We start from the raw sequence: 22,708 nt of genomic DNA on the forward strand, positions 1-22,708 counted from the left end.
TCCTCGGAGCCTGCCATGTCCCATCCGCTGTACCGCCCGCGCCGCATGCGCCACGACGAGTTCTCGCGCCGCCTGATGCGTGAGAACACGCTGACCACCGACGACCTGATCTACCCGGTGTTCGTGCACGAACAGGCCGGCCGCACCGCAGTGCCGTCGATGCCGGGCGTGGAGCGGCTGTCGATCGAAGAGCTGCTGAAGGTGGCCGAAGAGGCGCTGGAGCTGGGCATTCCGGTGATCGATCTGTTCCCGGTGATCGACCCGTCGCTGAAGTCGCTGGACGCTTCGGCCGCCTGGTCCGAAGACGGCCTGGCCCAGCGCGCGATCCGCGCGCTGAAGTCGCGCTTCCCGGAACTGGGGGTGATGACCGACGTGGCGCTGGATCCGTACACCACCCATGGCCAGGACGGCATCATCGACGACAAGGGCTACGTGCTGAACGACATCACCGTCGAGGCGCTGGTCAAGCAGTCGGTGTCGCATGCCGAAGCCGGCGCGGACATCGTCTCGCCGTCGGACATGATGGACGGCCGCATCGGTGCGATCCGCCGCGCGCTGGATGCCGAGCACCACCTCAACGTGCGCATCATGGCCTACTCGGCCAAGTACGCCTCGGCGTTCTATGGCCCGTTCCGCGATGCGGTGGGCAGCGCGGCCAGTCTCGGCAAGGCCGACAAGAAGACCTACCAGATGGACCCGGCCAACGGCGACGAGGCGCTGCGCGAGATCGCGCTGGACCTGGAAGAAGGCGCCGACATGGTGATGGTCAAGCCGGGTATGCCCTACCTGGACCTGGTGCGCCGGGTGAAGGAGACCTTCGGCGTGCCGACCTTCGCCTACCAGGTCAGTGGCGAGTACGCGATGATGAAGGCCGCCTTCGCCAATGGCTGGCTGGACGAGCGCGCCTGCGTGCTGGAGTCGCTGCTGGGCTTCAAGCGCGCCGGTGCCGATGGCGTGCTGACCTATTTCGCGCCGCAGGTGGCGCGATGGCTGCGCGAGCGCTGACAATAGCGCCTCGATAGACGGAGGAATGCGCGATGGGACCCGAACTGGGATGGATGCAATGGTTGATCTGGGGCATCGGTACGCTGGTGTTCGGCGCCATCATCGTCGGTGTCTTCATCGCCGCCTGGCGGGCCGGCAAGCGCCCGCCAGAGCAGCTCTCGGCCGCCCGCCACGTGGCCCGTGAGCAGGCCCTGCCGGAGAGCGTGCAGGCCGAACTGGCCGCGCTGAACCAGCGCAAGGACAACGGCCAGCTGAGCGAGGTCGAGTACGAGCAGCAGCGCGCCAAGGTGTTGTCGCGCTGACCCCCGCGTTCTGGTAGCCGCCAACCTGGGTTGGCGCTTGCACACGTGCCGACCCAGGTTGGCACCTACCGAACGATCATCCACGCATGGCGTGGATCTACCGGCAGCGCCGTCAGCGTGCGCCCGGCACGCACCCCGGCACCGCCACCGCCTTCGGCACCGCCAACCGGTATACGTCCACGCCACCGGCACGCGGCGCCTTCGCCGCACTGCTGGCCACCATCATTTCGCCCGGCTTGGCGTTGTCGATCACCGGCGCGCCGGTCCAGCCACCGGCCTGGTTGAACGACAGCCCCAGCGGCTGCAGCGCCACGCCGCTCCACGCACAACTGCTGCTCCACACCTGCGCGTTCGCGCCGCTGCCACGGCTGAACACCACCGCGCCGTCGTTGCCCAGCCAGTCGCCGTCGGTCTCGTCGTCGGCAGTGTTCAACGCGGTCAGTGCGCCGGCCGGGCCACGCGTGCCCTGCGCGTCCAGCGTTGCCACGAACAGGTCCCAGCCGGCGCCACGTCCCTGCTGGCGTGCAAACAGCAGCCGCTGGCCATCCGCGCTCAGGGCCGGCCCGCGTTCTTCGCGGCGTCCACCGTCGCCCGCCAGGAGGTGCGCCTCGCCCAGCTGGCCATCGGCGGCGACCGCGGCCCGGTACAGCGCCAGCGCGCCATCGCGCCCGGCCGCGAACAGCAGCCAGCGCCCGTCGCGGCTGAAGTACGGATCGACCACCTCGCCGGCCACGTCCACCGGCAGCGCCTGCGCCTGCTGCCAGCGGCCGTCGACCACGCGCGCCTGCCACAGGCCCCAGCCGGCCTCGCCGTGGCGGGCGAAGACGATGCGCTGGCCATCGGCGCTGATCGTGGCGCGGCCCTCGTCGGCGCGGGTGGAGACCACGCCCATGCCTTCGATGCCGTACTCGTTCAACGCCATCGCCACGGGGGCAGAGAGTAGACTGGCGGTGAGCACCAGCAGGGGCGGGGTGAGACGCATCATCCAGGTCCGTGCACGAAAGAGCATCAGTCTAGCCAGCTTGAGGATTCCATGACCGACCGTTACGCCGTCTTCGGACACCCCGTTGCCCACTCGAAGTCGCCGCAGATCCATGCTGCGTTTGGTCGCCAGGAAGGCGTCGCGGTGGATTACCGCGCGATCGACCTGGCCCCGGAAGCGTTCCTGGCCGGCCTGGAGGCCTTCGCCGCCGAGGGCGGTGTCGGCGCCAACGTCACCCTGCCGCACAAGGAAACCGCGTTCTCGGTGTGCACCACGCTGACCGCGCGCGCGCGCCGCGCCGGCTCGGTCAACACGCTGCTGCGCAAGGGCGACCGCTGGCACGGTGACACCACCGATGGCATCGGCCTGGTGCGCGACCTGACCGATCGCCACGGCCTGGACCTGCGCGGTCGCCGCATGCTGCTGATCGGCGCCGGTGGTTCGGCGCGCAGCGTCGCCCCGGCGCTGCTCGATGCCGGCATCACCGAACTGGTGGTGGTCAACCGCACGCCGGAACGCGCCGATGAACTGATCGATGCGATGGGTGAGCCGGGCCGCGCGATCAGCCGCTACTGGGAAGACCTGCGCGAGCTGGGCGATTTCGAACTGATCGTCAACGCCACCTCGGCCGGCCGCGACCGCGACGTCGAGTTCAAGCTGCCGCTGTCGCTGGTCAACTCGATGACCACCGCCGTCGACCTCAACTACGGCGAAGCCGCCATCGCCTTCCTGGCCTGGGCGCGCGCGGCGGAGTGCCGCAATACCGTCGATGGCCTGGGCATGCTGGTCGAACAGGCCGCCGAGAGCTTCCTGCAGTGGCACGGGGTGCGCCCGCAGACTGATGAGGTCTACCAGTCGCTGCGCCAGGGTGCGGCCGTGCTGGCTGGCGAGGACTGAGCGATGGACAACGCAACCCTGCTGATCACGGTGCTGAGCCTGGTGGGCGTGCGCCTGCCGGTGCTGATCGCGCTGTGCGTCGGCCTGGTCTGGGTGGTGGGCGCACCGCGCGATGCCACCCGCACCGGTGCCCTGGTGGGCCTGCTGCTGTTGCTGCTGGCCAGCCTGGGCGGCATGGCAGCGGGCATCCTGCCGATGTGGATGGTGCGCAGTGGTGATTTCAGTGCCGTGTCCAGCCTGAGCACCATCCTCGGCGTGCTGCACTTCGCGCTGGCGATGGTCGAGGCGCTGGGCGTGGTGCTGCTGGTGTGGGCGCTGGTGCGCCTGCTGCGCACCCGCACGATCCCGGCGGCCTGACCGTTGGCGCCGGCCCGGCCCGGCGCATCTGCCCCACCCACGGCGCGGCCATTCGACCGTGACCGCCAGCGGGCGTCGTCGCTGGCCCGTTCAGGCTGCCAGCGGCGGTGAACCCGGCCGGCCATGCGACAATGGCCGGCCTGATCCAGCCACGGTAGTTCCCGGCGTGACCGAAACTGTCGCCGCTCCGCGCACGCTCGATGACCCCTTGAAGGACGCGATCCGCAAGGCGTACACGACGCTGCAGGCCAATACGCCCGGCTTTTCCACCCGCCGCTCGCAGAGCCAGATGATCGGCGTGGTGTCGCGCGCGCTGTCCAGAAGTGGCGGCGTCGGCGTGGTCGAGGCGCCCACCGGCGTCGGCAAGAGCCTGGGCTACCTCACTGCGGGCGTGCCGATCGCGCTGGCCAGCAAGAAGAAGCTGGTGATCAGCACCGGCACCGTGGCGCTGCAGTCGCAGCTGGTCGAGCGCGACATTCCCAATTTCCTCAAGGCCACCGGCCTGGAAGCGACCGTGGCGCTGGCCAAGGGCCGCACCCGCTACCTGTGCACGCGCAATGCCGCCGAGGCGCAGGGCGAGGGCTCGCAGGGCGGCATGTTCGAGGATGACGCGCCGCTGTTCGACCGGCCGCTGGCGCCGATCGAGATGGACATCGCCAAGCGGCTGACCGACGCCTTCACCGGCGGCAGCTGGGATGGCGACATCGACAACGCACCGGAGACCATCAGCCCCGGCCTGCGTAGCCGCATCACCACGCCGGCCTCGGGCTGCGCCGGGCGCCGCTGTGCGTATTCGGCGCAGTGCGCGGTGCTGCGTTCGCGCAACACGGTGCGTGATGCGCAGATCGTGGTCACCAACCACGCGCTGCTGCTGTCGGCACTGTCGATCGGCGACAGCGACAACGGCCAGCCACTGATCGCCGCGCCGTCGGACATGCTGCTGGTGCTGGACGAAGGCCATCACATCGGCAATGTGGCCATCGACCAGGGCGCGGCCAGCCTGGCGCTGGATGAAATGGCCAAGCGCACCGGCCGCCTGCAGATCCTGATCGCCGGCGCCTACCGCGCGGTCGACAAGGACCGCCTCGGCAACCTGCTGCCGAACGAGGCGATCGAGGTGGCCAGCAACGTGGCCAAGCAGCTGCGCGCGTTCCGTGACCACATCGAGCGGGTGTGGATGCCGGCGCCGGCCGACGAGGAACCGATGTGGCGCGCCGCCAACGGCCGCCTGCCCGAGGCCTGGCGCGAGCCGATCGAAGCACTGGCCGACGATACCCGCAGCCTCTACAACTGGGCGCATGCGGCCACCGCGCAGGTGGCCAAGGGCAAGCCGGACGATGCCGCACGCGAGCGCCTGCAGCGCAACCTGGGCATGGCGCTGGAGATGATCGAACAGCAGTACAACCTGTGGCAGGCCTGGCGCCGCGAGGACAAGGACGGCGCGCCGCCGATGGCGCGCTGGGTCACCGCCACCCGCGACGGCGACCTGGTGCTGCACGGCTCGCCGGTATCGGCCGCGCACGTGCTGCGCAAGCTGCTGTGGGATGAAGTGGACTCGGTGGTGATGACCTCGGCGACACTGACCGGTGGTGGCGATTTCCAGTCGCTGGCGATCGACAACGGCATCCCCGAAGAGGCCGAGATGGTCTCGCTGTCCTCGCCGTTCGACCTGCCCAACCAGGCCGAGCTGATCGTGCCGAAGTTCCCGGTCACCCCGGACGACCGCGAAGGCCATCCGCGCGAAGTGGCGCTCTACCTGGACACCGAACTGGACTGGGCAAAGGGTTCGATGGTGCTGTTCACCTCGCGCTGGAAAATGGAGAAGGTGGCCGGCCTGATGTCGGCCGCGCGCCGCAAGCAGGTGCTGGTGCAGGGCGAGATGTCCAAGACCCGCCTGATCGACGAACACCTGCGCCGCATCGCGGCAGGTGAGGGCTCGGTGCTGTTCGGCCTGAACTCGTTCGGCGAAGGCCTCGACCTGCCCGGCGAGGCCTGCACCACCGTGGTGATCACCCAGGTACCGTTCGCGGTGCCGACCGACCCGCAGACCGCCACGCTCAGCGAATGGTTCGAGGGGCGCGGGCTGAATGCCTTCAACCTGATTGCCATTCCGCACGCACTGCGCACGCTGACCCAGTTCGCCGGCCGTCTGATCCGCACCTCCACCGACACCGGCCGCGTGGTCATTCTCGATTCGCGGCTGCTGACCCGCCGTTACGGCAAGCGCATCATCGACGCGTTGCCGCCGTTCAAGCGCGTGATTGGCTGAGGCGCTCCGGTAGCGCCGGGCCATGCCCGGCGGAAAAAAGGGGACGGAGGGAATTAAGTCGTTTGAGGCACAAACGACTTAATCCCCTCCGTCCCCTTTCCTACCGCCGCAATGGCAGCCATTGCCCTTCGCTGGCGCTGCGCCACAGCCATTCCACCGGCCCGAAGCGATGGCCGCGCAGCCACCACGCGCTCACCCACAATTGCAGCGGGAACACCACGGCCGCTACCAGCAGCACCGGCCACAGCCCGTGCAGTGGGCCGATGCCCAGCCCGAAGCCGGCAAACAGCGGCACGCAGATCGCGCTCTGCAGCAGGTAGTTGCTCAGTGCCATGCGCCCGGCCGGAACGAACACGCGCAGTACGCGTTCAGCCCAAGGACGCAGATAGAGCAGGGCAAAGGTCGCCGCCGCCGCGATGCCCAGTGCCAGTGGTGCAACGCGGTACGACACGCGCAGCAGGTAGCCCGGTACACCACCGCGCAACGCCGGCCAGGCCTGCTTGAGTGCATCGGCCGTAGCATCGACCCACAGGAACGCGGCGCCCAGCAGCAGCCCACCTGCGGCGAGTGAACGCAGCAGCGGCAGATGCGCCTGCGGCTGCTGCAGCAGGCCGCGACGGCCAGCCCAGTAGCCCAGCAGGAAGCGCCCGAGCACGAAGAACAGCAACGCCCAGTTGCTCAGCTTCAGCCACGCCGCCAGTTGCAGGTTGCGCCACCACGCCTGGGCCAGAGTGCCGTTGGCCAACGCATCGAGCGCCATGGCATTCATCTGTGCGCGTGGGGTCAGCAGGGCCACCCAGTCGCGGATCCACGGCGACAGCAGGGGCGGCAGCAGCAGGGCGACGGCCACGCCGCTGACCAGCAGGGCGCGATCACCGAGGTGCCGGAACAGCGGCAGCAGCAGGCCGACCACCGCATACACCAGCAGGATGTCGCCCCACCACAGCAGCACCGAATGCAGCAGGCCTATGACCAGCAGCGCGGCCATCCGCCGCAGGTGCGCGGCCATCCGGCCTGGGGTGTTGCCCTCCATCTGCATCGCCACGCCCATGCCGAACAGCAGCGAGAACAGGGTGATCGCCTTCATGTCCAGCAGCCACTCCATGCCGGTACGGAGGGCATGGTCGAGCGCAGCGCTGGGCAGGGCCTGCTGCGCGGCCTCGGTCATCAGCGCGTCGAGCGAGAAGAAGCGCAGGTTGACCAGGAACACGCCGAGCAGCGCAAATCCGCGCAGGGCGTCGATGAGGGGCAGGCGCGGCGGGCGTTGGGTCATGCCGGGCAGGGTAACGGATGGGCGTATCGGGATTGCGGTTTCAGAGTTGTCTGATTGCCGGGTGTGGGGGAATCGGATAGAACTGGCTGGCCGAACATTGGGCGGAAGGGGAAGGTGCGGTTCGGCCCGGGGGTACGCCGGTTCGAATGCGCTGCGCCGATGGTGCAATCGTGGGTTTCTGGTAGACACTTTTTCCAGGGAACGGGCATGAAGAATGATCAGCGTCACTTGCTTCAGTGGATCGTATTGATTGCAGCGCTTGGAAGTGGGCCGATCTGGGCCGCTGAGCCGTATCAGGAATACAACAAGCGAATAGAAACGGCACAGTCGTTGACGGCGCTTAAAGATGGTCTGATGGGGGATAGCATCAGTCTCTACAACGGGGTGACGGAGTTCTCCGTAACCGACGTCGAGCTTGCGGGATCTGGTCTCCCGATCCGTCTGACCCGACGTCTCACGATTGACGTACAGCCCTATGGGCCTGGCGAGCCGTTGACGACGCCGAAATTGACGGGGCTTGGCAACTGGGACGTCGACGTTCCCTACATATCCGGCACCTTCGACGCAGCCAATCTCTGGCGAGGACTCAACTCCAGCGGCGGAATTACGGATCAGCGCTGCTCCGTCATCGCAGCGCCGGCAATTTCGTTCAGCGGCCCCATGAGCATATTCGATATATGGCAGGGCAATACGGTCCACCTGCCGGGAGGCGGCGATCGCGCCATGCTTCTCGCAGAGGCCGGCGTACCACAGCCTGCCGATGGTGTCTCACGCCGATGGACCAGCAGGGAACGCGATGCGTTCAACTGCATTCCGATGCTGGGTGGCATGAGTGGCGAGGGCTTTTCCATGTTGACCACGGAGGGCATCAGATACGATTTCAATCTTGCGGTGACCCGGTTCGCCGGCACCATGCGGCAATCCCGAGGCCCGATGCATCCTCCGGTATCGCTGACTCGGACAAAGGTCTATCTCCTTGCCACGAAGGTGACGGATCGATTCGGGAATCGGCTGGACTACAGCTACAACGGCCAGGGGAGTCCGACGTCGATCATCGCCACCGACGCTACCGGTGAGATTCGTCGCGTGGACATGGCGTATGCGGGCGACCGCCTTGCTTCCGCGACGGCCAACGGCCGTACCTGGAATTATCAATACGATGGTGCGGGTCTTCTGTCCGGTGTAACCCTTCCTGACGGAAGCCGCTGGCAGTACGCATACGCAGGTAATCTGAGGCCGAGCTTCGACTACTGGGACGGCGAGACGGGCATCAACTGCGCCAGTGGTCCCGGCACATTGCCCGCGAACTATCAGGTGACATCGGTCCACCCTTCTGGTGCTACAGCGGTGTTCTCCTTCGAGAACATGCGGCATTACCGCTCAGGGGTACAGAGAAGCGAGTGCGTCGCAAATGTCAGCGGGTCGGATCGGTACTACGTTCTGCGCACGCCCAACAGATTCGACGTGATGTCGCTGACTGAGAAACAGATCAGTGGTCCCGGCCTGTCCGCTCCCCTGAAGTGGACCTACAACTACACGCGGACCAATCAGCCTTTGGTGGGTCAGGGCCAGCCCGTGCCGTATCCCTGCGCGACATGTCCGAAGGTGAAGGACACGACGGTGATGGAGCCTGATGGCTCCAGGACCGTTCATCGATATGGCTTCCTGTACCACCACAATGATGGCCAGCTGGTAGGCACGGATGTCTACAACGCGGCGGGCACGCTGATCTCATCGCGTACCACCGAGACGATGAGCGACGCTCAGGCTGCCGGCCAACCGTTCAGGGCGACCTATGGCCTGCACGTGGGTGGTGATGATCCGGGCCAGCTGCAGGTTCGACCCGTGACGGGCACGATCGTCCAGCAGGACGGCGCGACCTACCGGTCCGTGGTGAACAGCTTTGATGATCTCGCACGTCCTGTCAGCGTCACCCGCAGCAATCCTTGGCACAGCAGGACGGACGTCACGGAGTATCGCGATGACCGGGCCGGGTGGATTCTCGGCGCGGTCGCCAAGAGGACCAACCTCGATACCGGACTGGTCGAATCCCAGGTCAGCTTCGATCCGAAAATCATGCCGCTACAGACCTGGTCGTTCGGTAAGCTGACGCAATCGCTCTCCTATTACGGTGACGGAACGGTTGCAACCGTGGCAGATGGTGCCGGCAACACCACGACGCTCAGCAGCTGGAAGCGTGGGACACCCCAGTCGATCCGGTATGCCGACGGAACCAGTATCGCGGCAACCGTTGACGATAGCGGTTGGATTACCTCGACTGTCGATGAGAATGGCTTCACCACCAGCTACGGCTATGACCGCATGGGGCGAGTGGCCAGCATTGCCTACCCGTCAAACGATACGGTTGCGTGGAACGCGTTGAACCAGTCCTTCGCACCGAGCGCAGGGGCGGCGTACGGTTTGGCGGCCGGGCACTGGAAGCAGACGGTCGCCACTGGAAATCTTCGAAAGGAGACGTACTTCGATGCTTTCTGGCGTCCGGTGCTCTCGCGGGAGTACGACGCGTCGAATGTAGATGGTACGCAGCGGTTTCGGCGCTTTGCATACGATGAATTCGGCAGGGAGGTATTCGCCTCCTATCCAGGGGCATCGGATGCCCTGAGTGCAGGGCGTTGGACGGAGTACGACGTACTTGGGCGAACGACATCGACGTCGCAGGACAGCGAGCAGGGTCTGCTCACCACGACCACGCAGTACATCGGTGACAACCAGACCCGTGTTACCAATCCGCGCGGCCAGGTCACCATATCGCGGTTCCAGGCATTCGACACTCCAGAGTACTCATCCGTCACGGCGATCCAGCATCCAGAGGGGGCTTTTACCGATATCGTGCGCAACGTGTTCGGCAAGCCGACGACGATCCGGCGACGGAATGCCGATGGCTCACAGGGCGTAACACGATCCTACGTGTATGACGCGCAGCAACAGCTCTGCAAGTCCATCGAACCCGAAACAGGGGCGACGGCCTTCGGCTACGACGCTGCGGGAAATCTGGCGTGGAGTGCGTCAGGACTTGCATTGCCGTCGGCAAGCAGTTGCGACGCTGACGCCGCATACGCATCGGGGCGGCGCGCCGATCGCAGTTTTGACGCGCGCAATCGCCTGAAGACGCTGGTGTTCCCGGATGGCAAAGGCAATCAAGCGTGGAGCTACACCAACGATGGGAAGCCAGCCCAGATAGTCTCCCGCAATGACGCCGGCGCGGAGGCCACTACCACGTACACCTATAACCGCCGGAGACTGCTGACTGCGGAAACGCTGGCCCAGACCGATGCGGCGCCCTTGAGTCTCGGCTATGGCTACGATGCCAACGCTGCCCTCAGCGCGATCGTCTATCCAAGTGGCATGGCCGTGGACTACGCGCCCAATGCACTTGGTCAGGCTACAAGGGCGGGAAGCTACGCCACTGGCGTGGGCTACTACCCGAATGGAGGAATGAGTCGATTCACCTACGGAAATGGCGTGGTGCATTCAATGAGCCAGAACGCGCGTCAGCTGCCCCAGGTGGCGGCCGACGGCAGTTCCGTTGTGAATCACACCTACAGCTATGACGCGGTGGGCAACGTAACCCTGATCGCCGACGGTATCGATTCCGCGCGCAGCCGCTCGATGCAGTACGACGGCCTTGATCGTCTGGTGCAGGCATCGTCACCGTCCTTTGGTGGGGACGGTGTCATGAAGTACACCTATGACGTTCTGGACAACATCCGCAGCGCGAAGCTGGGCGGCGGCAAGCAACACAGCTATTTCTACGACAGCAGCAATCGGCTCACCAACGTTCAGGACAATCAGGGCGCTACGACAATCGGCCTGAGCTTCGACGTGCAGGGCAACCTGGCCAGGATGAACGGAAAGGATTTCATCTTCGATTTCGGCAATCGCCTCCGTTCTGCCGCAGGCAAGGAGCAGTATCGCTATGACGGGCATGGCAGGCGCACCTTCTCCATCGACACCACCAGCGGAGGGAAGATACTGTCGATGTACGGCAACGATGGCGCACTGCGATGGCAGTCCAACCAGCGCACCGGTGAGACATATGAGTATGTGCATCTCAATGGCAGTCTGATTGCCAAGACAACGGCGTTCACAGCGCCCATCGCGCCGACAGTCACCACACCCGCGTTCAGCAGCAACGGTGCGTACTCCGTCACCTGGAGCGCGGCGACCAATGCATCCCGGTATGAGTTGCAGGAGCGGGTAGGCGGTGGTGCTTGGGCTGGGGTCTATAGCGGCGCGGCGCGCTCCTGGTCGGCAACTGGCAAGCAAGGTGGAACCTACGAGTATCGTGTTCAGGCCTGTCATGGCACGGCTTGCAGCAACTGGAGCGTGGTCGCCAGCACCGTCGTTCAACAGCCCCCTTCGGGAACATCCAGTCTTGCGCTGCCTTCAGAAGCACCCAACGGTAGTTACTCTGTCTCCTGGACCGCGGTGGCGGGCGCGGCAAGCTATCGACTCGAAGAGCAGGTGGACGCTGGGGCCTGGCAGCAGGCACAGAACAGTGGCGCGCTCATGGCCACGTTCTCCGGGAAAGCAGCTGGGACGTACAGCTATCGTGTAAGTGGATGCAACACAGCGGGTTGCGGTCCGGCATCGGCAGTGATGAGCACCCGGTCGTACTATCCCCCCACGGCTGTCGCAAACGTCAGTGCGCCTTCGCTGGCCCTCAATGGCAGCTACTCCGTCACCTGGCCAGCTGTAGCCGGTGCGACGCGCTACAAAGTGGAAGAGAGCATCGAGGGGGCCGGCTGGACCGTTGTTGCTGAGCAGAGCACGGAAGCCGTGAGCTTCTCGGGCAAGTCCACGGGAAGCTATCGCTATCGGGTGCTGGCCGGTAATGGGGCTGGCTGGGGAGCGAACTACTCCGACGTGGTGTCCGTGAGCTCGCTGCAACCTCCGCAAGGAACCAGCGTCTCGGTGCCTGCCAGCAGCAACAGCGGAAGCTATCAGGTCAGCTGGAACGCCGTGCCGATGGCGTCCGAGTACCGCCTAGAGCAGAGTGCAAACGGCGGAGGCTGGCAGGAGATCCAGCGGGAAGGGTCGACATTGAGGAACGTGTCGGGGGCCGATACCGGCACCTATGCGTACCGCGTTCTGGCCTGCAACCAGGCAGGTTGCAGCGGATACTCCAATACCGTGTCCATTACGGTTTCCCTCCCGCCTGCCACCCCCAGCATGGTCAGCACCAAGCGGATCCAGACAGCACGGCCCCCGATCCGGATCACGTGCAACGCGCAGTGGACCGCTGTCCCAAATGCCACGACCTACGAACTGCTGCGGGATGGCGACAACATCGCGTACACCGGTCCGGAGACCCGCGTGACCGCTGCCAACACGAACTACTGCGCCACCACGTACCAGGTGCGCGCGTGCAATGCGGGTGGATGCTCGCCGTGGTCCACCCCTCCGATGACCCAGGTACTGGAGATCCGGGATGGCGTCTGAACACTTCTTCCGTCCCGCGGCAGCCATCTGCGCATGGATCTGTGGTGTTGTGCTGCTGGGGCTTCTCTGGGCAGGGTCTGCTGCGGCCCAGACGGTCACCTACATCCATACCGATGCCCTGGGCTCGGTGGTGGCCGAGACCGATGCCAACGGCAATGTGATCAAGCGCTATGACTACGAGCCCTACGGGGCCGTGGTCGGTGGTGAGGTCACGGACGGGCCCGGGTACACGGGGCATGTGAGCGACTCGGCTACTGGGCTGAGTTACATGCAGCAGCGGTACATGGATCCCCAACTGGGAGTGTTCCTGTCGGTTGATCCGGTGACGGCGTATGAACAGCCTGTCGGGGAGTTCAATCGGTATCGGTATGCGAATGGGAATCCGTATAAGTTCACGGATCCGGATGGGCGGCAAGCGTGTGTTCTCAGGACTACATGCACTCCGGATCAGTCGAATAGCGCAATTCGCGACTTTCAGCTTGAGGGCGAGGGAAGAACCTCCAGATGGCTTCGAGCTTGGCGGGGCTCCGTCGCTCATCGAGTGATTCAGGATGATATTTCTCAGAATCTTCCCGGTCGGATAGTTCAGAAGGAGAGGCGGGTCAAAACGGGAGGTGCAAACGGACGTCTGGATCTGATGGTGCTGGGCCGAGACGGAGTATGGAGTGTTTTTGAGATCAAACCGGCGTCGCAGATGCCACTTCCAGGCTTGAGATCGCCAGCCAATGTCCAGCTCTCAAGGTATGTCCAAGGATTGAAGGACGAAGGGCTCAAGGCAAAAGTTGGGAACTGGGCCGAACTCTTTCCGGGCGATGAATCGCGCTGGGTGAATGCAGCGCCTATGCGATGGGGCGGTGCATTGTTGGGCGGCTCGTATGTTTACGGGCCTAGCGACGTAGGCTCGGACTCTGGTGTCATCTACTATAGCGATGGCCCTAATGCTGTACTGAATGTTCTGGACTAGAAGGCGAACTTGGCTATGAATCACGATGAGAAGGTTTCACTACAACTGTCAGTCTACTCTGACGTGGTGAGTCAAATTCGAGATGTGCCACTCGCACTTTACGATGCCGGGCTGCATCTGCTTTCCACCGAGTTCGATGGTCCCGTGGAGGGGCGCGGGCTGCGCTCGACTTGGGTTGCGAGGGAACTGCTACGGGAGCGCTTTGGCCAGTGGTCTGTTCACCGAGGCGAAGATCGCTTTGAGTCCGTGGGGTACCGGTCGAGCCAGCTTGACGCTGAGCTCGATGCCATGGGCGTCACGCGACTGAACCTTGAAGACCCAGCGCGTCCCGAACGCGTGGACCCGTTGATTGCTGCGAAGGATTGGGGGTGGGAGTTCGATCGCGCGCGCCTTCTATGGAGCAGGTCCAATGAGATGTCTGATGCGGTCAGGCGTGAGAAGGCGGCTGAGGCTCAGCGCCTTGGGCTTTCGCAGCGAACTACCGTCGACCCGAAGTCAGTGCGGCGAGAAGTCAAAGGAATGTTCAGTTCGCTGGGCTACAGGACTACCCAGGCAATGAGGCCTGAAGGGTTCTTCGTTCGTAGGCATGGTGGATGCCTGATTGTGTGGTGCACGCTCGACGCACTCAGTGGTTGGGGAGCGAACATCCAAGTACAGGTTTGTCCTGCGCTGAATCTGGAAGGTACTTCAGATGAACTACGCAGAGGTTTCGAGAGGGCGCACTACTTCGACATGTGCGAAGCATTGGTCAAGGGATTTGGACGGTACCGTGGTGGGGTGGGGCCTGAGGGCATCGATCTGATGATGCACGCATACACGGAGTACCTGCAGCGAATTCTTCCCTTGCTGGAAGACGCTGCGGCCAATGCTGTCGAGCAATTTCCCTGAGCGGACTGTCCATCAGATGCCGGAAGACAATGGATGAGGCTCGGACTGTAATCGCGTTCAGTCGGGATTGATTCCAGTGGCAATGTGAGCAAATGCTACTTGCAAGCGTCGATATCAGACGGAGGAGAAGGCTCGGGGCCTCAGGAACAAGTCGAAGCGGGAAGAAAACGGGTGAGGTGTTGAATGTGGTATTGCGCACATGCAATTTTCTACTACAGCTATGTAGGTCAGAGTTCCTACGTTGTTCATGAGAACGTCTACCTTGTTTCAGCGGATGATGAGGACAAGGCAATGCTGCGGGCGCTGAAATTGGCGGCCGAGTACGAACAGGTCGGTGAAAATAGCCATCTGGAGATCGAGGGGCGGAAGGCCGAGTACCGATTCGCTGGAATCAGAAAGCTCATTTCGGTTGACTCGGATCTGGAAGATTCATCGGAGCTGCGGGAGTTGACAGGTGAGGTTACCTACTCGGTATTTGAGGTGGCCAATCTTTCTGATGTGGAGGCTCTCGCGGCTGGGGTGGCTGTATCGGTCAATTATCGAGAGTAGTAGGGAGGCTAATGGGGCAGCTCTCGCTTTGGGTCCAGTATTTGATTGGCTGGAATGTCGCCACTCTATTTCTCCGATTGAGTGGCGAAAAAGCGCGGGTGCTGCTGCCACTGCATGTAGGCGAGAGGGTTGGACGTTGACTGCTGGGAAAGAGATATGGCTGTAGGGAGGCGAAAGGTCGCGAGCGGCAGAGTCGTGAACATCTTCGTCAATCGATCATTTCTCCGCTGCGGTTCATTTGAGCTGCTGCGGGATGGCAACAACATCGCGTACACCGGTCCGGAGACCCGCGTGACCGCTGCCAACACCAACTACTGCGCCACCACGTACCAGGTGCGCGCGTGCAATGCGGGTGGATGCTCGCCGTGGTCCACCCCTCCGATGACCCAGGTACTGGAGATCCGGGATGGCGTCTGAACACTTCTTCCGTCCTGCGGCAGCCATCTGCGCAAGGATCTGTGGTGTTGTGCTGCTGGGGCTTCTCTGGGCAGGGTCTGCCGCGGCCCAGACGGTCACCTACATCCATACCGATGCCCTGGGCTCGGTGGTGGCCGAGACCGATGCCAACGGCAATGTGATCAAGCGCTATGACTACGAGCCCTACGGGGCCCTGGTCGGTGGTGAGGTCACGGACGGGCCCGGGTACACGGGGCATGTGAGCGACTCGGCTACTGGGCTGAGTTACATGCAGCAGCGGTACATGGATCCCCAACTGGGAGTGTTCCTGTCGGTTGATCCGGTGACGGCGTATGAACAGCCTGTCGGGCAGTTCAATCGGTATCGGTATGCGAATGGGAATCCGTATAAGTTCACGGATCCGGATGGGCGGTCGGCCACATGTGGTGAGAGGTCATGCGTAATCGAGTGCGCCAGCGGATTCGCGTGCGCCGTGGACTATGTATACGTTGGCACGGTGTATGGAGGAAGGCTGCTTCGGAATGCGGTTGAGTCGATCCTGCCAGCCATGCAGCAGTCTCAATCACCTGAAGGTGATGCTCCTGCATTGCCCGGAGGGTTGGTGGGAACCGAAGACAAGGGAAGTAGGCAGCAGGGAGGGCGTGTCAATAACGGCCCGCTGGCCCCGGACAATGGTGGGGTGGGGGATGGACTGAAGGATTTCGGTACTTTGACTGGCGGGAAGTTCGGTCCAGCGCCTGAGGGTTCACGATTGCCGGAGGGGGCGCAAGTTGGTGAGAACGGAGTAATCTATCGACCAGGAAATGCAGGTTCTGGCCCTCGAATCGATGTTCCAGCGAATGGTGAAAAGCCTCATGAAACACTTCATTATCCCAAGCCGCCTCCGCCGCCAGAGAGGTCGGGCCCGTGAGCAATCTTATTGATTTGTTGGAGTCGCGTCTGGCCGATGGCGCCGACGTCTACGTAGATGCGGGCGTGAGTCCGAGCGAATATCTTGAAGAACTTGCGAATGACATCAGGCGAAATGCATGTCAGCCATTTGAGCTGTCTGCGGTGGTAATGGCACCAGGTATCCCGGGATTTGATGATGGTGAGGTGATATCTGGGATGTGCGTCGCGAAGGACGCGGGGCGTTGGTTGGTGTACCGGGCAAAGGAAGATCTCTTCTATGCCTTTTGGGGAGCAAGGCCCGAGCAGCTTGGAGCTCACGGCATTTTTGGAAGTCCGTTGTACTGCTGGTCAGCGTGACGGAGGAGCGAGAGGCCGGATGAGGCTGCTGCGTTCTGCGTTACATCGACGATCCTAGCGGCAACGCGATCGAACGCTATGACTGCGAGCGCTGCTGGAACGCGATAGGCAACCAGATCGTGCATGGAGCGCCGCCTGGTATTACCCAGGAGCCTATCGCAGAGCTCGATTTGCTGGTGCTGGTGCATCCTTCCCAGACTCCATTGATTGAATTCACCAGTCGCTTTCCTGTCTTTTCAGTACCAATCTCTGCTCCAGCGATTCTTCGGGACCTCAGAGGCTTTGGGCCCAATCATCGAGGTGCCTGGATCGAAGAGATTATTGATTTCGTCCGGTCCATCACTGGTCAGGGCGGGTGCATCCGAGGGCCGAGGAGCCGTTGAGAAATCCCATGATGCTTCAGACAATCTTTGCTGTGGGTTTCGTGTCGGTCGTCTGCTATGTGATCGCGTTCCTCCGATTCGCCAGGCGCTTTCCTCGGCTTTACCCTGAGCTGTGGAGGACTCTGGGCTGTCCTGAGGCATTCGGGTTGCGTGGCCAGTCCACCTATCTGGCCGTTGTGCTGGGTTTGGAAAGCAAAGCACCGCGCCAGGCATTGCAGCAGCTGCGACGCGAGATGGTGGTCATGAGAATTCTTCTTGGATTGACTCTGCTTGCGTTCATCCTGGCCGCAACCATGACCGGATGACAGGAGCCAGGCTGTCAGCCACAACCCACCCAAGGCAATTGGATAACGCGTGGTCTGACCGGATGCCTGTGGGCTTCTGTTGGCATGAAGACGGCGGAATGCCAGGAGCCTCATCCGGGATGAGGCCGCAGGCACTGTGCTAATCGCCATCAAAACAGCCGCCAGCCCTGCTGGCCTGGAGCAGGTAGATGCAGATTGAGTTCTATTCGGAGTACTACGATGGTTTGATCCAGGGCGTACTGTCCGATGAAGGCCGCCTGTTCTATGCCTTCTGCATCCACGCCGATTTCCCGGATGCCGGCCAGGACCGTGCCTACTGGGTGATCCCGATCAATGCCGTCGAAGACCATCACCTTCGCTCATGTCTGCTGCAGGCAGGGGACGGGGCACTGGATGCCTTCTTCCGCTCCGCATTACTGGACAGGCACGGCGTGGTGCTGGAAGGCGATCCAGAGTCGTGGAGCAGCACGGGCCTGCGTTTCGAAACCCGTGGCGATGCCTACGCGGCTTTCGTCCGACGTTCCTCGCTGGAAGTGCTGGCGAGTGCAGGGGCGCGGATGGAGGTGCGCTAACGGGGGCGCTAACGGGGTCAGAGCCCTTTCTGCGAAAGGGATCCGACCCCATGCCGCGATCCGGGCTCTGACCCCAGGGCCACTCAATCGCCCAGCAGGGCGGTGTTGCGCACCGCGCCCTTGTCGGCGCTGGTGGCCAGCAGGGCGTAGGCCTTCAGCGCGCTGGTGACCTTGCGCGGTCGCGGCGCGCGCGGTTTCCAGCCGCGGGCATCGGCGTCTGCGCGGCGCTGGGCCAGCGTCGCCTCGTCCAGCAGCAGATCGATGCGGCGCGCCGGGATGTCGATGCGGATGCGGTCGCCGTCTTCCACCAGACCGATCGTGCCACCGCTGGCCGCTTCCGGCGAAACGTGGCCGATCGACAGGCCCGAGGTGCCGCCGGAGAAGCGGCCGTCGGTCAGCAGCGCGCACTGCTTGCCCAGCCCCTTCGACTTCAGGTAGCTGGTGGGGTACAGCATTTCCTGCATGCCCGGGCCGCCCTTCGGGCCTTCGTAGCGGATCACCACCACATCGCCGGCCTTCACTTCGTCGGCCAGAATGCCGGCCACAGCCGCGTCCTGGCTTTCATACACGCGCGCCGTGCCTTCGAACACGTGGATCGACTCGTCCACGCCGGCGGTTTTCACCACGCAGCCATCCACCGCCAGATTGCCGCGCAGCACCGCCAGCCCGCCTTCGGCCGAATAGGCATGCTCGACGCTGCGGATGCAGCCTTCAGCGCGATCCACGTCCAGCGTGGGCCAACGCGTGGCCTGGCTGAAGGCGACCTGGGTGGGGATGCCGGCCGGGCCGGCGCGGAAGAACTCGTGCACGCGCTGCTCGTTGCTGACCGCCACGTCCCAGCGCTCGATGGCATCAGCCAGGGTGCGGCTGTGCACGGTCGGCACCGTGGTATCCAGCAGGCCGCCGCGCGCCAGTTCGCCGAGGATGCCGTACACGCCGCCGGCGCGATGCACGTCCTCCATGTGGTACTTGGGCGTGTTCGGCGCCACCTTGCACAGCTGCGGCACGCGCCGTGACAGCGCATCGATGTGGGTCAGGTCGAAGTCGACCTCGGCCTCCTGCGCGGCGGCCAGCAGGTGCAGGATGGTGTTGGTGGAACCGCCCATGGCGATATCCAGGGTCATCGCGTTGGCGAACGCGGCCGGGGTGGCGATGCCGCGGGGCAGCGCGCTTGCTTCTTCGCCGCCATACCAGCGGTGGCACAGTTCGACGATCAGGCGGCCGGCGCGCAGGAACAGCTGCTCGCGGTCGGCGTGGGTGGCCAGGGTGGAGCCGTTGCCGGGCAGCGACAGGCCCAGCGCTTCGGTCAGGCAGTTCATCGAGTTGGCGGTGAACATGCCCGAACAGGAACCGCAGGTGGGGCACGCGCTGCGCTCGAACGCGGCCACCTTCTCGTCGGAGGCGCTGTCGTCGGCGGCCACCACCATCGCATCGACCAGGTCCAGCTTGTGCTCGGACAGCTGGGTCTTGCCGGCCTCCATCGGGCCGCCGGAGACGAACACCACCGGGATGTTCAGGCGCAGCGCGGCCATCAGCATGCCAGGGGTGATCTTGTCGCAGTTGGAAATGCACACCAGCGCATCGGCGCAGTGCGCGTTGACCATGTACTCCACCGAGTCGGCGATGATCTCGCGGCTGGGCAGCGAGTACAGCATGCCGTCGTGGCCCATGGCGATGCCGTCATCCACGGCGATGGTGTTGAATTCCTTGGCGACGCCGCCGACCTTCTCGATCTCGCGCGCGACCAGCTGGCCGAGGTCCTTCAGGTGCACGTGGCCGGGCACGAACTGGGTGAAGGAGTTGGCGATGGCGATGATCGGCTTGTGGAAGTCGCCGTCCTTCATGCCGGTGGCACGCCACAGGGCGCGGGCGCCGGCCATGTTGCGGCCAGCGGTGGAAGTGCGGGAGCGGTATTCAGGCATGGCTGGCGGAACGGGCGGGCCGTACGACGTGGGGGTCGGCCGATCATGGCCAATTTTTTCGGTTGCTGCTGCAACCACCGGAGGTGGTCCGGCCGGACTGCGCCCGGCACCCGCGGTAGTGCCGGCCGCTGGCCGGCAACCTCAACAGCAACAGCTGGGCTATCCAAGGGATGGCGGGGTGGGTCCGGTTGCGGGGGACGCCGCAAGTACGTCCCTGTAGGCTCGGTCGCGCCCTCCATGGCGCTCACGCCCCCGCAACCGGACCCACCCCGCCTTCGACAGTTGGCCGGTAGCCCGTAGATCTGCTCTGGTAGGTGTCGACCTTGGTCGACACGCTAGATCCGTGCCATGCGTGGATGGAGCTCGGGGGACGACGAAAATGAAAGTCCGTTCATCTTCCGGACTTTGCCGATTCCGGTTGTTGGCCCGGATTTGGCATCATTGGGCCATTGATCCGTCGATAGGGCATGAGGCCATGAAACGTTCCCGCACCACCGCGCTGCTGCTGATGAGCGCCGCGCCGCTGCTGTTCACCGCCTGCCAGAAGGAGCCGGAGGTGAAGGTGCAGGAAGGCCTGTACACCTCCGTCGAGGCCTGCACCGAGGCCACCGGCGATCCGTCGTCGTGCCGCAATGCCTTCGCCGAAGCGCAGAAACAGGCTGCCGATGCAGCGCCGAAGTACGCCAGCAAGGAAGCCTGTGAGCAGGACTACAAGCCGGAACAGTGCGTGCAGCAGCACACCTCGGCCGGCACCTCGTTCATCGGCCCGATGATGATGGGCTTCTTCATGTCGCAGATGCTGAGCAACCGCGGTGGCCTGGCCCCGCAGGCGCCGGCGGCGTCGCCGGCCTACCAGGACAAGAGCGCCGGCTGGGCGCGCCCGGCTCCGGGCGGCAGCGGTGGCCTGAACACCGCCAGCGGCATCGGCGCCGGCAAGGCCGGCCTGGCGCCGGTCACCAGCGAGCCGAACCGTGCGGTCACCGCCAGCCGCAGCGGCTTTGGCAGCACCAGCGCCCGCCGCAGCGGCAGCAGCGTGGGCGGCTGATCGACCCATGCAGCGCATCCGGATTGCCGAGCGTGCCCAGTGGCGGGCACGCGCGGACGAAGCGGGATTCCGCTTCCACACCATCGACGGCCAGCCGTACTGGGATGAAAGCGCGTACTACGCCTTCACCCTGCGCCAGATCGAACAGGACATCGAAGACCCCAGCGCCGAGCTGCACCAGATGGCGCTGGACCTGGTAGGTGATGTCATCGCCAGCGAACGGCTGATGGACCAGCTGGCGATTCCGTCGCATTACCGCGACTGGATCGCCGACAGCTGGCGCCAGCGCCAGCCGCACCTGTACGGGCGCCTGGACCTGGCCTACGACGGCACCGGCCCGGCCAAGCTGTACGAGCTGAACTACGACACGCCGACCTCGCTGTTCGAGGCCAGCTTCTTCCAGTGGCAGTGGTTGGAGGACCAGCGCAACGCCGGCCGCCTGCCGCAGCACGCCGACCAGTTCAACGCCATCCACGAGGCGCTGGTCGAACGCTTTGGCGAACTGGCCACGCAGCTGCCGCCGCCGCTGTACTTCAGCGCGGTGGGCAGCTCGGACGAGGATCGCGGCACGGTCGACTACCTGCGCGATTGCGCCTCGCAGGCGGGCCTGCATGGTCAGGCGATCGCCATCGAGGATATCGGCCTGTCCGAGGACGGCCGTTTCACCGCGCTGGACGATTCGGTGATCGGCACGCTGTTCAAGCTGTACCCGCTGGAAGACCTGATGGCCGAGGAATTCGGCCGCGCGCTGCCTGGTTCGGGCGTACAGCTGCTGGAACCGGCATGGAAGGCGGTGCTGAGCAACAAGGGCATCCTGCCGCTGCTGTGGCAGCGCAACGTGGGCCACCCGAACCTGCTGGAAGCGCACTTCGACGACGGCAGCACGCTGGCTTCGGGCTGGGTGCGCAAGCCGCTGTTCTCGCGCGAAGGTGCCAACATCGAGATGCACCTGGCCGATGGCAGCACCCAGCGCAGCGACGGCCCCTACGATGGCCCCGCGATCATCCAGCGCGCACATCCGCTCACCCGTTTCGAAGGCGGCTACCCGCTGATCGGCAGCTGGGTGATCGGCGACCACGCCTGCGGCATCGGCATCCGCGAGGACGACAGCGCGATCACCCGCGACAGCGCGCGTTTCGTGCCGCACGCGATCGTGGATGAGGCGCCGACGCGGATCTACGTCTGATGGTGGTGCCGCCGCGGCGCCATCGCGATGACGGCCGTGCCCTGTTCCGCTATGCCGACCGGGTGGCGGTGCGCTGCCATCGCTGCGATACGCCGGGCTGGGTGACAGGCCCCTCCAACGCGCGGCGCTTCCGTTGTCTGGGGTGCAGCGAAGCTTTGGACGGCGGGTGTGGCTGCAACCGCTGTGGTGCCGGTGACTGGGTGGGGCCGGTGCGCTACAGCGGTTACCGGCCGTGTGGTTATTGCGGCCACCAGTGGGTACGCATCGAGGTGCGTCGTGCCCGTGCCACCATGCCGCTGCGGACCATGGCTGCGGACTGCAGCCAATGTGGTCGCAGCAGTGATGTGGACGTCACCCTGTCGCGCTGGCGTGGCAACGAAGCCATCGACCCCGACTTCGGCCTGCCGTTGCGGTTGGTGGAAAAGACCGCCGCCGGTCTGCTGTGGGCGTACAACGCCGAACACCTGCAGGCACTGCACGATTACGCCACGGCCACGCTGCGCGAGGGCAGTGGGTACAACCGTTCGAAGTTCTCGCGCCTGCCGCAGTGGATGAAGCTGGCCCGCAACCGGGTGCTGCTGCAGCGCGCGGTGGAGCGGTTGCAGCGGCGATTGCTGCAGGGGTAGTGCCGGCCGCTGGCCGGCAACGCCGTGGTAGGTTGATGCTCGGCTCCGGTCAAGC

20 protein-coding genes are annotated in these 22,708 nt (G+C 64.4%); 17 read left to right on the forward strand and 3 right to left on the reverse strand.

The annotated features are described in order from the left end of the window. Positions 1 to 15 precede the first annotated feature (15 nt). Both hemB and AC5YGJ_RS14465 read left to right on the forward strand, forming a co-directional pair. Positions 16 to 1,005 (forward strand): porphobilinogen synthase, encoded by a 990-nt coding sequence (gene hemB / locus AC5YGJ_RS14460; RefSeq protein WP_496186922.1) that lies wholly within the window; start codon positions 16 to 18, stop codon positions 1,003 to 1,005. A gap of 32 nt (positions 1,006 to 1,037) precedes the next feature. Then, the gene (locus AC5YGJ_RS14465) at positions 1,038 to 1,307 is read left to right on the forward strand and encodes a gas vesicle protein GvpG (protein WP_010482214.1); all 270 of its coding nucleotides are present in this window, start codon (positions 1,038 to 1,040) and stop codon (positions 1,305 to 1,307) included. Positions 1,308 to 1,419: 112 nt separating this feature from the next. Here AC5YGJ_RS14465 and AC5YGJ_RS14470 read toward each other — a convergent pair whose 3' ends face one another. Continuing rightward, positions 1,420 to 2,292 (reverse strand): TolB family protein, encoded by an 873-nt coding sequence (locus tag AC5YGJ_RS14470; RefSeq protein WP_496186923.1) that lies wholly within the window; start codon positions 2,290 to 2,292, stop codon positions 1,420 to 1,422. 48 nt (positions 2,293 to 2,340) lie between these two features. Here AC5YGJ_RS14470 and aroE point away from each other — a divergent pair, with 48 nt between their 5' ends. From aroE to dinG, 3 genes are all read left to right on the forward strand, one after another. After that, entirely contained in the window at positions 2,341 to 3,186 is an 846-nt protein-coding gene (aroE, locus tag AC5YGJ_RS14475) for a shikimate dehydrogenase (protein ID WP_496186924.1), read from the forward strand. 3 nt (positions 3,187 to 3,189) lie between these two features. Further along, positions 3,190 to 3,543, forward strand: coding sequence for a hypothetical protein (locus AC5YGJ_RS14480; protein ID WP_249842526.1), 354 nt, complete (start codon positions 3,190 to 3,192; stop codon positions 3,541 to 3,543). Between the two features lie 166 nt (positions 3,544 to 3,709). After that, positions 3,710 to 5,812, forward strand: coding sequence for an ATP-dependent DNA helicase DinG (dinG, locus tag AC5YGJ_RS14485; protein ID WP_496186925.1), 2,103 nt, complete (start codon positions 3,710 to 3,712; stop codon positions 5,810 to 5,812). A 100-nt stretch (positions 5,813 to 5,912) separates the two neighbouring features. Here dinG and AC5YGJ_RS14490 read toward each other — a convergent pair whose 3' ends face one another. Next, positions 5,913 to 7,085: a DUF418 domain-containing protein gene (locus tag AC5YGJ_RS14490; protein WP_496186926.1), complete on the reverse strand. Its 1,173-nt coding sequence runs from the start codon at positions 7,083 to 7,085 to the stop codon at positions 5,913 to 5,915. A gap of 207 nt (positions 7,086 to 7,292) precedes the next feature. On the opposite strand from AC5YGJ_RS14490, the gene AC5YGJ_RS14495 reads away from it, so the two are divergent. From AC5YGJ_RS14495 to AC5YGJ_RS14535, 9 genes are all read left to right on the forward strand, one after another. Next, the gene (locus AC5YGJ_RS14495) at positions 7,293 to 12,548 is read left to right on the forward strand and encodes an RHS repeat protein (protein WP_496186927.1); all 5,256 of its coding nucleotides are present in this window, start codon (positions 7,293 to 7,295) and stop codon (positions 12,546 to 12,548) included. Continuing rightward, entirely contained in the window at positions 12,538 to 13,512 is a 975-nt protein-coding gene (locus AC5YGJ_RS14500; protein WP_496186928.1) for an RHS repeat domain-containing protein, read from the forward strand. Before AC5YGJ_RS14495 ends, AC5YGJ_RS14500 begins: the two co-directional genes overlap by 11 nt. 15 nt (positions 13,513 to 13,527) lie before the next feature. Then, positions 13,528 to 14,400: a hypothetical protein gene (locus AC5YGJ_RS14505; RefSeq protein WP_496186929.1), complete on the forward strand. Its 873-nt coding sequence runs from the start codon at positions 13,528 to 13,530 to the stop codon at positions 14,398 to 14,400. Between the two features lie 183 nt (positions 14,401 to 14,583). Then, the gene (locus tag AC5YGJ_RS14510; protein ID WP_496186930.1) at positions 14,584 to 14,949 is read left to right on the forward strand and encodes a DUF4288 domain-containing protein; all 366 of its coding nucleotides are present in this window, start codon (positions 14,584 to 14,586) and stop codon (positions 14,947 to 14,949) included. A gap of 195 nt (positions 14,950 to 15,144) precedes the next feature. Continuing rightward, positions 15,145 to 15,366, forward strand: a complete 222-nt coding sequence (locus tag AC5YGJ_RS14515; RefSeq protein WP_107232528.1) for a hypothetical protein — start codon at positions 15,145 to 15,147, stop codon at positions 15,364 to 15,366. After that, a complete protein-coding gene (locus tag AC5YGJ_RS14520) occupies positions 15,356 to 16,276 on the forward strand; it encodes an RHS repeat domain-containing protein (protein ID WP_496186931.1) in 921 nt (306 codons plus the stop codon). The genes AC5YGJ_RS14515 and AC5YGJ_RS14520 overlap by 11 nt, the downstream gene beginning before the upstream one ends. Beyond that, a complete protein-coding gene (locus AC5YGJ_RS14525; RefSeq protein ID WP_146160156.1) occupies positions 16,273 to 16,614 on the forward strand; it encodes a hypothetical protein in 342 nt (113 codons plus the stop codon). Before AC5YGJ_RS14520 ends, AC5YGJ_RS14525 begins: the two co-directional genes overlap by 4 nt. Before the next feature lie 394 nt (positions 16,615 to 17,008). Then, the gene (locus tag AC5YGJ_RS14530; RefSeq protein ID WP_496186932.1) at positions 17,009 to 17,302 is read left to right on the forward strand and encodes a hypothetical protein; all 294 of its coding nucleotides are present in this window, start codon (positions 17,009 to 17,011) and stop codon (positions 17,300 to 17,302) included. Between the two features lie 188 nt (positions 17,303 to 17,490). Then, complete coding sequence (locus AC5YGJ_RS14535; protein WP_496186933.1) at positions 17,491 to 17,874, forward strand: hypothetical protein; 384 nt, start codon at positions 17,491 to 17,493, stop codon at positions 17,872 to 17,874. A gap of 83 nt (positions 17,875 to 17,957) precedes the next feature. Here the strand turns inward: AC5YGJ_RS14535 and ilvD are convergent, their stop codons facing one another. Beyond that, a complete protein-coding gene (gene ilvD / locus AC5YGJ_RS14540) occupies positions 17,958 to 19,796 on the reverse strand; it encodes a dihydroxy-acid dehydratase (protein ID WP_496186934.1) in 1,839 nt (612 codons plus the stop codon). 475 nt (positions 19,797 to 20,271) lie between these two features. On the opposite strand from ilvD, the gene AC5YGJ_RS14545 reads away from it, so the two are divergent. The 3 genes from AC5YGJ_RS14545 to AC5YGJ_RS14555 are packed head-to-tail and all read left to right on the forward strand — an operon-like array spanning position 20,272 to position 22,653. Beyond that, positions 20,272 to 20,841, forward strand: a complete 570-nt coding sequence (locus tag AC5YGJ_RS14545; RefSeq protein WP_107232523.1) for a DUF1190 domain-containing protein — start codon at positions 20,272 to 20,274, stop codon at positions 20,839 to 20,841. Between the two features lie 7 nt (positions 20,842 to 20,848). Continuing rightward, positions 20,849 to 22,027, forward strand: coding sequence for a glutathionylspermidine synthase family protein (locus AC5YGJ_RS14550; RefSeq protein WP_107232522.1), 1,179 nt, complete (start codon positions 20,849 to 20,851; stop codon positions 22,025 to 22,027). After that, positions 22,027 to 22,653 (forward strand): hypothetical protein, encoded by a 627-nt coding sequence (locus AC5YGJ_RS14555; protein WP_496186935.1) that lies wholly within the window; start codon positions 22,027 to 22,029, stop codon positions 22,651 to 22,653. Before AC5YGJ_RS14550 ends, AC5YGJ_RS14555 begins: the two co-directional genes overlap by 1 nt. Positions 22,654 to 22,708: the final 55 nt, after the last annotated feature.

The organism is Stenotrophomonas sp. CS3K5, assembly GCF_059515225.1.

Coding starts and splice junctions, on each gene's coding strand:
- AC5YGJ_RS14555 (WP_496186935.1), top strand. CDS start 22,027: ATGGTGGTGCCGCCGCGGCGCCATCGCGATGACGGCCGTGCCCTGTTC.
- AC5YGJ_RS14530 (WP_496186932.1), top strand. CDS start 17,009: ATGCTTCAGACAATCTTTGCTGTGGGTTTCGTGTCGGTCGTCTGCTAT.
- AC5YGJ_RS14480 (WP_249842526.1), top strand. CDS start 3,190: ATGGACAACGCAACCCTGCTGATCACGGTGCTGAGCCTGGTGGGCGTG.
- ilvD (WP_496186934.1), bottom strand. CDS start 19,796: ATGCCTGAATACCGCTCCCGCACTTCCACCGCTGGCCGCAACATGGCC.
- AC5YGJ_RS14500 (WP_496186928.1), top strand. CDS start 12,538: ATGGCGTCTGAACACTTCTTCCGTCCCGCGGCAGCCATCTGCGCATGG.
- AC5YGJ_RS14495 (WP_496186927.1), top strand. CDS start 7,293: ATGAAGAATGATCAGCGTCACTTGCTTCAGTGGATCGTATTGATTGCA.
- aroE (WP_496186924.1), top strand. CDS start 2,341: ATGACCGACCGTTACGCCGTCTTCGGACACCCCGTTGCCCACTCGAAG.
- AC5YGJ_RS14490 (WP_496186926.1), bottom strand. CDS start 7,085: ATGACCCAACGCCCGCCGCGCCTGCCCCTCATCGACGCCCTGCGCGGA.
- AC5YGJ_RS14520 (WP_496186931.1), top strand. CDS start 15,356: ATGGCGTCTGAACACTTCTTCCGTCCTGCGGCAGCCATCTGCGCAAGG.
- AC5YGJ_RS14535 (WP_496186933.1), top strand. CDS start 17,491: ATGCAGATTGAGTTCTATTCGGAGTACTACGATGGTTTGATCCAGGGC.
- hemB (WP_496186922.1), top strand. CDS start 16: ATGTCCCATCCGCTGTACCGCCCGCGCCGCATGCGCCACGACGAGTTC.
- AC5YGJ_RS14505 (WP_496186929.1), top strand. CDS start 13,528: ATGAATCACGATGAGAAGGTTTCACTACAACTGTCAGTCTACTCTGAC.
- AC5YGJ_RS14550 (WP_107232522.1), top strand. CDS start 20,849: ATGCAGCGCATCCGGATTGCCGAGCGTGCCCAGTGGCGGGCACGCGCG.
- AC5YGJ_RS14465 (WP_010482214.1), top strand. CDS start 1,038: ATGGGACCCGAACTGGGATGGATGCAATGGTTGATCTGGGGCATCGGT.
- AC5YGJ_RS14470 (WP_496186923.1), bottom strand. CDS start 2,292: ATGATGCGTCTCACCCCGCCCCTGCTGGTGCTCACCGCCAGTCTACTC.
- AC5YGJ_RS14545 (WP_107232523.1), top strand. CDS start 20,272: ATGAAACGTTCCCGCACCACCGCGCTGCTGCTGATGAGCGCCGCGCCG.
- AC5YGJ_RS14510 (WP_496186930.1), top strand. CDS start 14,584: ATGTGGTATTGCGCACATGCAATTTTCTACTACAGCTATGTAGGTCAG.